General features: G+C 68.7%; 14 protein-coding genes. 7 read left to right on the top strand and 7 right to left on the bottom strand.

Annotation, left to right across the window (positions count from 1 at the left end; genetic code table 11):
* Positions 1 to 333 precede the first annotated feature (333 nt).
* Complete coding sequence (locus ABT061_RS23415; protein ID WP_350921398.1) at positions 334 to 816, top strand: GNAT family N-acetyltransferase; 483 nt, start codon at positions 334 to 336, stop codon at positions 814 to 816.
* Positions 817 to 1127: 311 nt separating this feature from the next.
* Positions 1128 to 1628 (top strand): hypothetical protein, encoded by a 501-nt coding sequence (locus tag ABT061_RS23410; protein ID WP_350921396.1) that lies wholly within the window; start codon positions 1128 to 1130, stop codon positions 1626 to 1628.
* 453 nt (positions 1629 to 2081) lie between these two features.
* Here ABT061_RS23410 and ABT061_RS23405 read toward each other — a convergent pair whose 3' ends face one another.
* A complete protein-coding gene (locus ABT061_RS23405; RefSeq protein WP_350921394.1) occupies positions 2082 to 2246 on the bottom strand; it encodes a hypothetical protein in 165 nt (54 codons plus the stop codon).
* A gap of 708 nt (positions 2247 to 2954) precedes the next feature.
* On the opposite strand from ABT061_RS23405, the gene ABT061_RS23400 reads away from it, so the two are divergent.
* On the top strand, positions 2955 to 4073 hold the full coding sequence (locus ABT061_RS23400; protein ID WP_350921391.1) for an acyl-CoA dehydrogenase family protein: 1119 nt from the start codon (positions 2955 to 2957) through the stop codon (positions 4071 to 4073).
* A 631-nt stretch (positions 4074 to 4704) separates the two neighbouring features.
* A complete protein-coding gene (locus tag ABT061_RS23395) occupies positions 4705 to 5907 on the top strand; it encodes a hypothetical protein (protein WP_350921389.1) in 1203 nt (400 codons plus the stop codon).
* A gap of 513 nt (positions 5908 to 6420) precedes the next feature.
* Here ABT061_RS23395 and ABT061_RS23390 read toward each other — a convergent pair.
* Both ABT061_RS23390 and aceE read right to left on the bottom strand, forming a co-directional pair.
* Positions 6421 to 6558: a hypothetical protein gene (locus tag ABT061_RS23390; protein WP_350921387.1), complete on the bottom strand. Its 138-nt coding sequence runs from the start codon at positions 6556 to 6558 to the stop codon at positions 6421 to 6423.
* A 404-nt stretch (positions 6559 to 6962) separates the two neighbouring features.
* Positions 6963 to 9422: a pyruvate dehydrogenase (acetyl-transferring), homodimeric type gene (gene aceE / locus ABT061_RS23385; RefSeq protein WP_350921384.1), complete on the bottom strand. Its 2460-nt coding sequence runs from the start codon at positions 9420 to 9422 to the stop codon at positions 6963 to 6965.
* A 51-nt stretch (positions 9423 to 9473) separates the two neighbouring features.
* Between aceE and ABT061_RS23380 the strand changes: the two genes are divergently transcribed.
* On the top strand, positions 9474 to 10094 hold the full coding sequence (locus tag ABT061_RS23380) for a GntR family transcriptional regulator (RefSeq protein ID WP_502991468.1): 621 nt from the start codon (positions 9474 to 9476) through the stop codon (positions 10092 to 10094).
* Between the two features lie 40 nt (positions 10095 to 10134).
* Here ABT061_RS23380 and ABT061_RS23375 read toward each other — a convergent pair whose 3' ends face one another.
* A complete protein-coding gene (locus ABT061_RS23375; RefSeq protein WP_350921382.1) occupies positions 10135 to 10506 on the bottom strand; it encodes a hypothetical protein in 372 nt (123 codons plus the stop codon).
* A gap of 166 nt (positions 10507 to 10672) precedes the next feature.
* Positions 10673 to 11011 carry a hypothetical protein gene (locus tag ABT061_RS23370; RefSeq protein ID WP_350921379.1) on the bottom strand — a complete coding sequence of 113 codons (339 nt, stop codon included), beginning with the start codon at positions 11009 to 11011 and terminating at the stop codon, positions 10673 to 10675.
* On the opposite strand from ABT061_RS23370, the gene ABT061_RS23365 reads away from it, so the two are divergent.
* Positions 11006 to 11236 carry a hypothetical protein gene (locus ABT061_RS23365; protein WP_350921377.1) on the top strand — a complete coding sequence of 77 codons (231 nt, stop codon included), beginning with the start codon at positions 11006 to 11008 and terminating at the stop codon, positions 11234 to 11236. The two genes, ABT061_RS23370 and ABT061_RS23365, sit on opposite strands and share 6 nt — an antisense overlap.
* Positions 11237 to 11408: 172 nt before the next feature.
* A complete protein-coding gene (locus tag ABT061_RS23360) occupies positions 11409 to 12335 on the top strand; it encodes a hypothetical protein (protein ID WP_350921375.1) in 927 nt (308 codons plus the stop codon).
* Between the two features lie 284 nt (positions 12336 to 12619).
* Here the strand turns inward: ABT061_RS23360 and ABT061_RS23355 are convergent, their stop codons facing one another.
* Positions 12620 to 13138 (bottom strand): hypothetical protein, encoded by a 519-nt coding sequence (locus tag ABT061_RS23355; RefSeq protein WP_350921372.1) that lies wholly within the window; start codon positions 13136 to 13138, stop codon positions 12620 to 12622.
* 1 nt (position 13139) lies between these two features.
* Positions 13140 to 13340, bottom strand: coding sequence for a helix-turn-helix domain-containing protein (locus ABT061_RS23350; protein ID WP_350921370.1), 201 nt, complete (start codon positions 13338 to 13340; stop codon positions 13140 to 13142).
* Positions 13341 to 13375: the final 35 nt, after the last annotated feature.

The following is a 13375-nucleotide window of genomic DNA, read 5'->3' as shown; positions in this document are numbered from 1 at the left end:
GATCTTTAGTGTTTCCGCAGGTCGCGGTGACCATCCGCACCATGATCCATCTCACCGCTAATGGCTGTCCCCGCGTTCCTCGGCCCCGGCATGGCTCGATCGGTCCTCGGGTTGGGCGGCCCCGGTGAGCGGGACCGAGCGCGCGTGGCGGCGGCGGCCGGGACCGGCCTCCAGGCCGCATGCCCGGCCAGCTGGCCGCCGGAGCGCGCGGCCGTGGGGCCGCCGTCCTTGACGAGCGGCGTTGCGGTCACCTCGTGACTCTCCTCATGACCCAGCAAGGTTCGGCTGGCACGTGTGTTGGGGGCGTCAGGCGAGGTGCGAAAGAGTGGCCCCATGACCGCCATCACATCCGTAGTCCGCCGGTACCGCTCCAGCGACGCCCAGACCACCCTGGACATCTTCTACCGTGCGATCCGGGTCACCGCGTCCCGCGACTACAGCCCCGACCAACTCGCTGCCTGGGCATCGTCCGACATCGACCCGGCCGACTGGGCGGCCGGACGGGAGAAGGCCGCGACCTGGGTTGCCGAGGTCGGCGGCAAGGTGGTCGGCTTCACCGACATCGATTCGGCCGGGTATATCGACATGATGTTCGTCGACCCCGACGCCGGGCGAACGGGAGTCGCCACCACCCTGCTGGACCATGTGAGGGAAATCGCCCGATCTGAGGGAATCGGCGAACTGACCGTCAACGCGAGCCTTACGGCCCGGCCGTTCTTCGAACGGCACGGCTTCACCGTCGTCGCCGAGCAACGCGTCGAACGGCGCGGCAGTGTCCTGACCAACTTCCGGATGCGCGCACCAGGGTTCCCGTAGCACCGGCCTTCCCCGGCAGACCTGCGCATCACCTCGCTCGCACCACGTCGCCTCACGGAGATCGGGGGCGGCCGGAGTACGCCAGAAGGACACCGTGGGCCGGGGCGATGTACCGGATAAGGGACCGCTATCACGTACATCGCCGACGTCATGGTGCCGTTGACCAGCAGTGGCGTGAAGACGGCAGCCGCGCGACTCGGGCACGTTATCCGGTACATGCTCAGACCAGCCCGGCCAGACATGGTGGCGATGGCCTGTGGGGATGTTGGGCTGGCCCCCTTCCGCGGACTTTCCCAACTCCCAAGAATCCGATGAACCAGGGCACCGGCGCGAACGTCTGTCTGACCATGAAACGCTTCGCCATTGCCCTGACCGTCGCCGCCCTCCTGCTCTCCGCGGCCTGTAGCGCGGGAACGCCGCCGCCCGCGCCCGGCGCGGCGCCCAGGACCTCACCTGCCGGCGCGGGGCGGCTCGCAGTCGACGACTGGTCGGCCGACAGCACACGAGCGGAGTTCCGCGGGACCGTGCAAGAGCCCGCGCACTATGAGCAGATCCGGGCGTTGCGCAAGGCCCCGCCAGGCGACCCGTACCCCTGGGAGGTCTCCCCCGACGCCGCGACGATCCTGGACGGCGCCTGGACGCTCCGCTGGGACGCCGGCGCCGCCGCGCCGGGGACCAACAAGTGGGCGGTGGTGCTCGCCAGTCTTCCCATAGTGTCGTGCGCGTCCGGTGGCAACTGCGATCCGCTCGACGCGCTGCGGCTGGACGGACCCGTCTCGGAATACGTCCATGCGGCGGTGACGCTGAACTGAGCCGCCCACGGGCGTGCGCGCCCGGGAGACGAACCTCTACCGCCGCTACTTCGATCTGGCCGCCCGACGGCCGCAAGAGCATCGAGGTGCAGGTGCACTACTCCAACCTGCACACCCTGCAGGCAGGCGACCATATCCGCTTCATGTGCGGTCGCGACGACGTCCTCACCCAGGTCAAACGCGTCGCACGGTATGCCTCCTTCGAGGAGATGCCTGGCACCGAAGGCGCGACGAAGGTCAACCCCAGCAACCCCCCGCGACCAACGGCTCGCCGACATCCGCCGCATCTACGGACCAGACAAGGAAGCCCTGGGCGTGCTGACCATCGAAATCGAATTCCTGGACCCGCTGTCTTGACCTCGGCCGTGTCCGGCACGGGCCGGTGACCTCGGCACTCAACCGAGGTCACCGGCCCGTTGCGGCTTGCCCCCTATGAGAACAATTCGGCAATTCTCAGCGACGCTTACCTCCCTGCCGGTGAGCGTTCTTGTCTGCACCGGACTGGGCCTTGCGGCTCAAGTCGTTCTTGGCGCTGGGACTGTTCGGGTGCTTCGCGGTGGCGGACATGATGCGCGCCTTGGCGCCCTCGTCCCACGGTGTGGGCTTGTCTTTGCTCATGTCCTGGGCGTACCCAGGGTGATGCGATTCTTTCGGCAACGCATCGTCCAGTTGCTCCGCGCGGGGCCGGCACTTCGGGGTCGAGGAACAAAGGGACAGTCATTAGCGGTACGGGCTGTTCGAGCAGGTCAGGGCGATGCACGACCAACAGTGTCGAGTCAGCTTTTCGGCCCGAACATGGCGGGATAGTCCGGCGTGATAACACGATCTTTAGTGTTTCCACAGGTCGCGGTGACCATCCGCACCATGATCCATCTCACCGCCAATGGCTGTCCCCGCGTTCCTCGACCCCGGACTTCGCAGCGAGGTCACGTGCCCCATAAGGGTGCCGGTAAGAAACGTGTCATGAGCCCCAAACGAGCGTGATCGTGTGACGCCCGGCTTCGGTGCGTGATCCTTGGGGTTCTTGGCTCCCGCCCACCTGACCATCGCGCCCCGGCCACTCCCGATCAGGCCTCGCCCTATCACTGGCGAGGGCCTGGCCTCCTGCTAGGCCGACCGGCCCGTGCCAACCACCTGCGGCCCGCGCAGATTAAAGATCATCTGCTTGGCGCCCATGGCTGTACCGCTGTGCCCCGACGCCGTACATTGCCTTCCTGGGCCGGCCCGGCCCCGGGGCGGTGTGGCAGATGCTGCGCGCCCCCGGGCGCTGCGAGTCGGCCTGGGCCGCCGCCCGGGTAGACGTCCCCAGGGGAAGTGGGAGAGGACATGCGATTTCTGGAGCGGGAACGCGCCACTATGGCGAAGCTGCTGCCGGATCTGGACGAGTACCTGCAGGAGGTATCCCTCATGGAGCTGGAGGGCCCGGATAGCCCCGGCATCCAGTACTTCCGCGACTTCAACGGCGTCAGGCTGGTGGTCCCGAGGGACTACGAGGGGCGGGGAGCCACCGCCCTGGACGCCCTGCGGGTGCAGCGCGCACTGGGCAGCAGGACACCGTCGCTGGCCGTGGCCACCACCTTGCACCACGTCGCGATGGCCACCCTGTTCGGTCTGGCCACCACCGACGATGGCAAATCCAATAGGTGGGAGCTTGTCAACACCGTGGTCCGCGACAACCTTCTCGTGGCGTTCGGCTTCGCCGAGGAGCGCCCCGGCGCCGGAATCCTCTCCCCCTCGATGACCGCCACGGATGCGCACGTGTGGGACTGGCTACTGGTCAACGGGAGGACGCGCCCGTGCAGTCTGGCCCGGTCGATGGACCTGTTCGCCGCCAGTGTCATGATCGACGGTTGGAACGGACCGGCGATGATACTGGTGCCCGCAGACGCCGAAGGTTTGAGCGTCGGCGGGGCGGGGGCGGAGAGTGAGCAGGTCACCCTCGACGGCGTCACGGTGTCGAAGCAGCAGGCGGTGCCCTGGGCCCCCGACGCGCAGCCGGACGCGCAGCCGGACGTAATGCTGACCGCAGGCTTCGCCTGGTTCCAGCTGCTGATGACGGGCAGCTACCTCGGGGCCGCCAGCACACTGGTCGAGCGGGTGCTGCTCGACAACCGGGTGCCCGAATCCGAGCGGGTCCAGCTGCTGATGGAGGTCGAGGACGCGATGTCGGCCGCGGAGGGCGTCGCCCGCAGGATCGACGACGGCGACCCGGCCGAGTCGACGCTCGCCGACTCGCTGTACATCCGGTACTGCGTGCAGGACACCCTCTCCCGGGTGGTCCCACGCGCGGTCGAACTGCTCGGCCACCTCGACTCCACGGCCTCCGACGAGGTCGGCTACCTCGCCACCTTCGCCAACGGGCTGGCCCTGCAACCGCCGACACGGTCCCAGACGACCGGTCCGCTGGCGGCGTACCTGGACGACGGGCCGCTCACCATCGCCTGATCCCAGGCGTCCTCGCCCCGGACCACGACCCGCCATCCTGCACCGCACCCGAGGGGAGTCCGTGAATGCCGCCCGAACCGGCCCGGAACTCCCTTAGCCACGGCGGGCCGCCAACCCGATGATCCGGGGTTGAGCACCCCTCCGTGATCAGATGTCGCGCCACTCAACCACGGCACGGTTGGCGTGGCCGATTGTGACGCTCTCCCACAGACCGGCGCGCCACCGCTCGCGCTGCCGTAGAACGCCCGCCCTCCTTGCGATGAAACGGAAGGCGCTCCGGCAAAGGGGCGGGCGCAGCCAGCCATGTTGAGTGGGGCTCGCGGCAGCAAGCTTGCCCCCGGACAGTCCGCAGCGTGACGAGACGCGGTTTGCTGCTCGTCGTGGCGCAGTGACGCATGGTCCGAATGCGTGTCAAGACACTGAAGATGTTGCCGAGTCGCCCTGGTATGGCGTCCTTGAATGCTCTCGTCACGCTCCAATGCTGGCGTTTGGATCTAGAGGTGATCTTCTGCGGTGCGTCACAAGCGGCGGGTTTCGGATGTGTCACCCATATCACTGCCCGTCCCGCCCATTTCGGTCCTGTCTGGGCGCGCCGGTCATTAGCCTGCGCCGTCCTCCAAGAGAAGGAGTCGTGACCTTGACCATGCTGACCTACACCCTCATCACCGACCCGGCGCCCCTGGCGGCGTCAGAGGCCGGGCGGCCCCCGTCCACGGGAACGGTGTACCTGCTCATCACCAACACCGGGCAGGCCGCGGCGTACTGGTCCACGATCAAGGTGGAGGTGCCCGTTGGCAACGGCGCCGGCGACCTCACCTCGGACTTCAACAGGATCAAGCCCAAGGGCGAGTACAGCACGCGGTCGGGCACCCGGTCGTCGGTGAACGTCCAGCCGGGACCACAGGGCTCCAACGCCTTCCAGGCCACCGCTCCTGGCGGCAGAACCCCTTTCGCCCCCGGTGACTACATGGTGCTGACGCTGGAGAACGTCACCGTCGCCCCCACCGCCGGGCTAGCCGTGCTGAAGGTGACCGAGAACGCCAGCAGAACCAAGATCGGGCGCCTGAGCAACAGCTTCGCGGCGGTGGCGCTGGTGAAGACCGCGCCAAAGGAGATACCGGCGCCGCACAGCTTCCTCGCGGACAACGCCGTCGTGGACGCCGGAACAAAGGTCACGCTGAGCTGGGAGGGATCCGACGACTTCACATACGAGATCCTGTTCCCGGGCGGCCGGAAGCCCGTTCCCAAGGTCAAGCACACCGGGTCGCATGGCCCGTACTCCTTGGCGCTGGACGCCGCCGACGCCCCAAAACGCGACACCACCTACACCCTCATCGCCAGCTTCGGCACCCAGCGGCACACCTTCACCACGACCGTTCAAGTGCGCAATCCCATCCTGGAAACCCTCACCGCCATCAATGGCGTCACCACCCCGTGGGTACAGGGGTCGACCAAGGGCGACGGAGCCTTCACCTTCTCCAAGGGCGCGATGCACGTGCGGCGCGAATCCGGCTCCCAGGAAGCCGGGGCCCTGTACGCCGGCGAGGCCACCGTCAGCGGCATCGCCACCGAGTACGTGAAGGGGCTTAAGGACGGCGACGGAGACATCACCTTCCTCCCGGGCGGGGTGAAAGTCTGGCATACACGCGGCTCCGATCTCCTGGGCACCCTGTACGCCAGCGGGGCCGATCTCTGGTGCGTCAACACCGAATGGGTGCAGGGAAAAAGCAGCGACAGCGGACGGATCTTCTTCCCCGAGGAAGGGCTGCACGTCAACCGGGGAAACGGAGCAAAGGGAATCGTGTCCGCCGCCGAGTACCGCCGCTACCCATAGTGATGTGTACGCCGCCTCCATACGCGCGAAGGATGCCCCCTACGGGCAGGGTGGCGGGTGCATCAACCTCCACGACGAAGGGATAACCGTTTACCCCTCTGCCCCTCCGGTGGGCGAGCATTCCTGGTCCGATCTTGAAAGGTCTGCCCTCCGCCAGGTCTCGTGCCCCTTGGATCCCAGTTCTGATCCAAGCCTTCACACACAGCCTGACCAGGGACTTATTCACCCTCGTAGCTGAGGGCGGGCATTACCTACCATTTCTGACTCTCAAACGAGCTTACGAGGCGCTTCGACCCGCGCGGGCGGGCGCCTCCACCTCTTTGAGTTTGTCCCGTGCGGGAGGGGCGCTGCCAACCGCCGCGAGGCGGGCCGGGATGCCCTCCGCCGCCCGGGTTGTGGATCTTGTGGGGTTCCCTGCGAGAACGGTGATGCCGCAAGAGGCGACGGTCACCCATCGTGACCTGCGCCAATGCCCTACCTTGCGGCCCATGACACGAATCCGGGCACCGGGCCTTACTGGTTACGCTCGGCGTCTGCGAGGGTTTTGTGGACGACGCCGATGGAGACCTTGACGCCGGCGGCGATGGTGCGGATGGACTCCCCACACTGGCGTCGGGCCAAGATCGCGGCACGCTTGTCGTCATCGACCACGGGTCGGCGCCCACCAACCCCGGCCGCGGCGGCGGGCCGCCTCCAGGCCGTCCTTAGTCGGGGTTGGGGAACAGCGGGACAGTCATTGGCGGTAAACCGCTGCGTCGCAGGTCGCGGAAGACTGTGCAGGGCGTCGGGGTGGTGTCTTCCGGAGCCGCGCCCTCACTTCAGCGGGCTCTGACCGCCTGGCCTTTTCGCATTCGACCAGCTCACCGCCACAACGAGAAACAAGATCTTTCTCACCGCCAACGACTGTCCCGCTGTTCCTCGACCCCGTACATGCCCGACGAGCTACTGCTGACCTGCGGGAACGGGGCAACAACCCCGGACGACACCGGTGTCGTCCGCGCGCGGGTGGACGACACCCGGACAGCTTGACCGCAGCGGTGGTGAAGCCGGGCCGGTCATCTCCGGCCGGTCTCCTTGACGGACTTGAGTACGGCGTCGGCGATCGAACGTGGGTCGACGCCGAAGTGCTCGCGTACGGACTCCCGGGTGCCGGAGAGGCCGAACCCGTCGGTGCCGAGGGAGGTCCACGGCCGGTCGATCCACGGGCTGATCTGATCCGGCACGGCGCGCATCCAGTCGCTGACTGCGATCACCGGGCCCTCGGTCCCGGCCAGGGCCTGCCGGAGGTAGGGCACTCCGGTGGAGGTCATCGCGTCGCGGCGCAGTTCGCTCCACGAGGTGACCGACCAGACGTCGACTCCCACGCCGTGCTCCTCCTGGAGCAGCCGCTGCGCGGCCAGTGCCCAGTGGATCGCGGTGCCGCTGGCGAGCAGATGGGCCTGGCCGCCGCCGGAGGAGTAGCGGTAGATGCCCTTGAGGATGCCCTCGCGCACGCCCTCGGGCATCGCGGGCTGGGGAAGCGGCTCGTTGTAGAGGGTGAGGTAGTAGAAGACGTCCTCGCCGTCGGGCCCGTACATGCGCCGGAGCCCTTCGCGCATGATCTCCGCGACCTCGTAGCCGAAGGCGGGGTCGTAGGCCAGACACGCGGGGTTGGCGGAGGCGAGCAGCTGGGAGTGCCCGTCGGCGTGCTGCAGCCCTTCGCCGGTCATCGTGGTCCGTCCTGCGGTGGCGCCGATCAGGAATCCGCGGCCGAGCTGGTCGGCCAGCGCCCACATCTGGTCGCCGGTCCGCTGCCAGCCGAACATCGAGTAGAAGATGTAGAACGGGATCATGGCCTCGCCGTGGGTGGCGTAGCTGGAGGCGGCGGCCGTGAACGACGCCATCGATCCCGCCTCGGTGATGCCCTCGATCAGGAGCTGGCCGTCGACCGCCTCCTGGTAGGACAGCAGCAGGTCCCGGTCGACCGACTCGTAACGCTGGCCCAGCGGAGAGTAGATCTTGGCGGTGGGGAACAGCGACTCCATGCCGAAGGTCCTGGCCTCGTCGGGCACGATGGGCACCCAGCGGCGCCCGGTCTCCGGCTCCTTCATGAGGTCCTTGACCAGGCGGACGAAGGCCATCGTGGTGGCCACCGGCTGCTTGGACCCCTTCTCCAGGGACTGGAACGGCCGCTCGGCCGGCGCCGGCAGCGGCTGGTGGGAGACGGTTCGGCTGGGGATGGGCCCGCCCAGGGCACGGCGGCGCTCGGCCACGTAGCGGACCTCGGGCGAGTCGGGCCCGGGGTGCAGGTACGGCGGCAGGTCCGCGTCGAGTGCCTCGTCCGGCACCGGCAGCCCGAGCCGGTCGCGCAGCGCCCGGAACTCGTCCTGGGTGAGTTTCTTCATCTGGTGGTTGGCGTTGCGCGCCTCCACGCCGGCCCCGAGCGTCCACCCCTTGACGGTCTGCACGAGGATCACCGTCGGCGCGCCGTGGTGGTCGAGGGCCCGGCGGTAGGCGGCGTGCACCTTGCGCGGCTCGTGGCCGGCCCGCGAGCCGCCGACGATGCGCCGCAGGTCCTCATCGGAGTACGGCACGTCCAGCCCGTGGAACAGATGTTGCCTGATGTAGGCCCCGGTCGAGGTGGCGAAGGTCTGGAACTGCCCGTCCGGCATCTCGCCCAGCCGGGACACCAGCTCGTCCGAACCGAGCAGCCCGTCCCATTCGGCGCCCCACAGCGCCTTGACGACGTGCCAGCCCGCGCCCCTGAAGACGCCTTCGAGCTCCTGCACGATGCGGGTGTTGCCGCGTACCGGCCCGTCGAGCCGCTGCAGGTTGCAGTTGATCACGAAGGTCAGGTTGTCCAGCCCCTCGCGGGCGGCCAGGGTGATGGCCGCCGTGGACTCCGGCTCGTCCATCTCGCCGTCGCCGAGGAAGGCCCATACGTGGCTGAGCGAGGTGTCCTTGATGCCGCGGTTGTGCAGGTAGCGGTTGAACCTGGCCTGGTAGATCGCGTTGAGCGGCCCGAGGCCCATGGACACCGTGGGGAACTGCCAGAACCCACGCATGCTCCGCGGGTGCGGGTACGACGGCAGCCCGCCCTCGGGCTCGCGCCGGAACAGGTCGAGCTGGCCCTCGGTCAGCCGTCCCTCCAGGAACGCGCGGGCGTAGATGCCAGGGGACGCGTGGCCCTGGAAGTAGACCTGGTCATGACCGCCGTGGAAGAAATGGTTGAACCCGACCTCGTACAGCCAGGCGGCCGAGGCATAGGTGGCCAGATGGCCGCCGAGGCCGAGCCGGCTACCCCTGGTGATCATCGCCGCCGCGTTCCACCGGTCGTAGGCCGCGATTCGCTCCTCCAGTTCGAGGTCACCGGGGTAGCCGGGCTCCTCCGACGTCGGCACGGTGTTGATGTACCGGCTGCTCGTGGCCAGCCGCTTCAGCAGGTATTCGGCCCGTTCAGGGCCTGCCGCCCGGCGGACCGCCTCCAGCGATTCCAGCCATTCCGCGGTCTCCTGCGGGTCAATGTCCTTCTCCATGTAACCATTAAACACCCTATGATCGATCATCGGATGTTTCCATCTGCCATCATGGGACCCGTGAAACCTGTCATGCGACTCCCGCTTCGTGATCAGATCCGGCAGGCCGTGCTCGACGGCCTGATCAGCGGCCGGTGGGGGCCCGGTGACCGCGTGGTGGAACGGCGCATGGCGGCGGAGCTGGGCGTCAGCCAGGCTCCGGTGCGCGAGGCGCTGCGCGAACTGGAAGCGCTCCGGCTCGTCGAGTCGTCGCCGCACAAGGGCGCGCGGATCCGCCGGCTCACCGCGGCCGACCTGCGCGAGATCTACGAGGTGCGGGCGGGCCTGGAGGAGACGGCCGTGCGGCTGCGTCACCCGCCCATCGAGGCGCTGCGGGTCCATCTCGCCGGCCTGCAGCAGGCCGCGGCCGCCGCCTCCGTGGCCGACCAGGTACGCCACGGCGTCGCGTTCCACCGCGAGATCGTCGAAGCCTCGGGCAACGACGTGCTCCTGGCGGTGTGGGAGTCACTCGGCATCGAGGTGTGGACGCACCTGTCGATACGGCTGTTCCGGATGCGGCCTTGCGAGAACGCCGCCGACCACGAGCCGCTCGTGGCGGCGTTCGAACGCGGGGACCCCGACGTGGGGGCCCTACTTCGCGACCACATCCTCGGCTACGCCCCGCTTGACTGATCACATCCGGTCTCTGCTCCTCGATCTCGACCCCGTGGTCCTACACAACCAGCGCGAGGGCCTCGTTCAGCAGGTGGCGCAGCTCGGGACCCTCGATGACGGCCCTGTTGTCCGGCAGCGGGTGCCACTGAAACAGCACAAGCACCCAGAGCTCCATGCGATCGAAATCCTCCGCGGTGTACTCCCACAACTCCGGAACGGTGTCATCCGACTCCGTGGCCCGGTAGGCCACGAAGGTATCGGGAACAACCATTTCGCTCCCGTCGGGGGAGAAACGCTCGGCGAACTCCTCGGCGGGAGAACGTCCGGAGAGTCTGTTCAGCGAGAGTGCGTAAGACAGGAAGCCACCGATGACCCGGTCCGGGTCATCGGTAACGGAGAAGCTCCGGCCCTCAAGGCGAACGGTGCGCATATCTGACGCAGGCTACCGTTGCCTTCGTCCGTGGTGAGTGCCCGACGCCTGTCCCTTGACCGGCCCGTCGCCTGCTCCGGCCTATGGAACTGGTAAAGGTCACTCGATCATCGACCTTTACCAGTTCCATCTCGAATGTTCGGGACGTTCTGGTCGTGCTCGACGGTCAGGCCGGCCAGGCGTGCTGGTAGTCGGCGAGGGTGGCCGCGTTGCCGCGGGCGCTGCTGCTCACCACAGTGGCCAGGCGCTCGATGCGGCGGGGCAGCTCGACCAAGTGCGTCTCCCACCCGGTCCCCGGTTCATCGTCGGTGCCGGGTTCGGTGCTGGGCACTGCGACGGCCGCCAGCTCGGCCCGGCGCTCGACGTCGCCGGCCAGGCGGGAGTGCTGCCAGGCGGCCTGGGTGCGAGTACCTTCGGCACGACGCCGGGTCTGGTACGCGGCCACGGAGCACCGCAGTAGCGGGCCGGGCAGCTGGTACGGGCCGGGGTGATCGGGCTCGTGCACACCGGGCAGGCCGGACCCGGCAAGGCCGCGGCCTCCACCGAATGGCGGCCCCTGCTGTTCGGGGACGCCGACTTCGAGGACCGGCACGAGTGGATCGACCCGGCCGCCGAGCACTGGGCGGACGTGACGCCGTGGACCTCTCAGGTCCGCCGGCAGCTGTCGGATGCCGTCGCGGGGGTCAACAGCATCCTCGACCGGCTCGACGAGCATCCCTGGCACCGCTGAACAGCTTGAGTTGGCCCCACCCGATGGCCTTCCTCACCGAATCGCATGGCCGGGGTCGTCCCAGTGATCGACAAGCCGGTCTCCAGTACCGGCCCCTAGCCTCATCCCCACCCCCGCCCGGCGCACTGCGGCGGGGGCAGGCATAGCAGGTGAACAGCACTGAAGGAGAGCCTTGAAGAGCTTGAGAATCGGGTTGACCGGACCCGACCTGACCGCCATCCTCACCTCGCTGCCCGGGCGGCTGGTCCCGGCGGAGCGGCCGCTCAGCCTCTCGCTGGAGGACGAGGAGGTGGAGGTGGTCGACGGGTGGCTGGAGCGCATGCTCGACTGCGACCATTCGGCCATGGCCGAATGGTCGAAGGGGGAGGGACCCTTCCTGTCCCTGGACCGGAAGCGCGTGATCCGTCTCAACACGGTGCGAGAGCCCGACCCGGTGGACATCATGGAGGCGCTCGCCGAGACGCCCTTCCACGAGGCCTCCTTCACCAGAGTCAAGAACTGGACGCCCTACCGCCCGTACAGCTTCAGCGGCCACCACTACCCGCACGGCTGGCTGTGCGCCTTCCGCGGGGACGGGCACGACGTACTGGTCTCGCGGCGCTGGCTCGACCACGGGCCGTGGCGGGTGCTGCGCGGTCCAGGCGACCTCACGCTCGTGCAGTTCCACGACCTCGCCGCCGACCCCGACACCGCCCGCGAGCAGGCCTCGGCGGGGCATCCGCTGCTGTCCATCGCCAGCCCGGTCAGCGGCTACCTCTGTGACGAACACATGCTCACCCACGACCTCAACGGCCTCTACGACGCCGCCGAGCGCTGCCTGCGCATCATCGTGCACGGCCGCGACGTGCCGCCCGGCGAGATGCTGGACGCCTGCTTCGCCCGGCGCAACCACATGCTCGGAGCCGATCGGCCCATTGAGCGGGTGGCGTACGTCTTCATGGAGCCCCAGGCCGCCAAGGCGCACCTGCACGAGCTGTGGCTGCGCGAGCTGGAGTGCTGGACCATCGAGATGGGGCAGGAGATCAGGCTCGACCTCGACTACCATCCGATGCCGGTCCGTCCGGCCTGGGTGGAAGCGCGAGACCTTCACCAGCGCTGAACCCGCTCCTCGGCCTCCGACTCGCCCCCCAAGGCCCCTTTCGGCCGGTGCGTAGCCGACTGTCCAGTCCGGAGCGGACGAGCGCAGCGAGGAGGCGCAGGACTTGACCGGCGGCAAGCGTCGGCCCGGCACGCCCGGGGCGAGACGACCCCCTCAGCCGCTTCGTCCGCTGGGATGCCCGGGGTTTCGTCGCGCGAGTTCGGGGCGCGGCCGCCGCAACGAAATCGGCGCGGGTTTCGTCGCCCGCCGGGCCCCCGCGGTGGACGACGAATCGCCGCACGGCCTCATCCCGGGGATCCGGCCGCTTCCGCGCGGGCCTCGTGCTCCTGACGTACGGCGCTGATCTTTGCGGCCAGGCGCTTGAGTTCTTCGTCGTCGAGCATGCCCGCCCGGCCGCCGTCCACGGGTGTGGAGACCTCCACGGCCACCGCCTTGACCGGCCGCCAGTCCAGTGACATCCGGGCGAGCATCTCCAGGGCCAGGCGGCCGTTGGGCGGGGTGGTCTGCACGATCAGGGTGCCGTCGGCTCGCAGGACGCGCCGGGTCTCGATGCCGCCGACGGCATCGGCCATCGCGGCGTTGACCAGGATGGCGCAGGCCTTCGCGCGCGCACGTGTGAGGGCCTCCCGAAACTCCCGGTACCGGGGTGGTGCGTCGTCGTCTTCGCCGAGCTGGCGCCAGCGATGCACCGTCGTCTCCCCGATCCCCGCCAGTGCGGCGGCGGTGGCGATGGGGTGGCCGGCCTCCAGGGCCGCGACGAGGTCGGCCTGCAGCGCGGGCGTGAGCTTGGACGGGCGTCCCATGTCACCGGCTCCCTGCGGCGGGTGAGGGAAGGCCGAGCAGGTCGGCGAGCTTGGCCGTGGGGATGAGGATTTTCCGGCCGACCCGGATGGAGGGAAGGTCGCCGCGGTGCACGGCGTCGTAGGCGGCATCGCGGTGCACGCCCAGCACGAGGGCGGTCTCGGCGACGGTCATGGTGGCCCGGTCGGGCAGCGCGGCGATCACGGGGCCGATCTTTACCGGATTCCGGGGTCGAGGAA

Origin of the sequence: Streptosporangium sp. NPDC002544, from assembly GCF_040295965.1 — a bacterium.
Classification (GTDB): Bacteria; Actinomycetota; Actinomycetes; order Streptosporangiales; family Streptosporangiaceae; genus Streptosporangium.
This window is presented reverse-complemented; position numbering and strand designations above follow the sequence as displayed.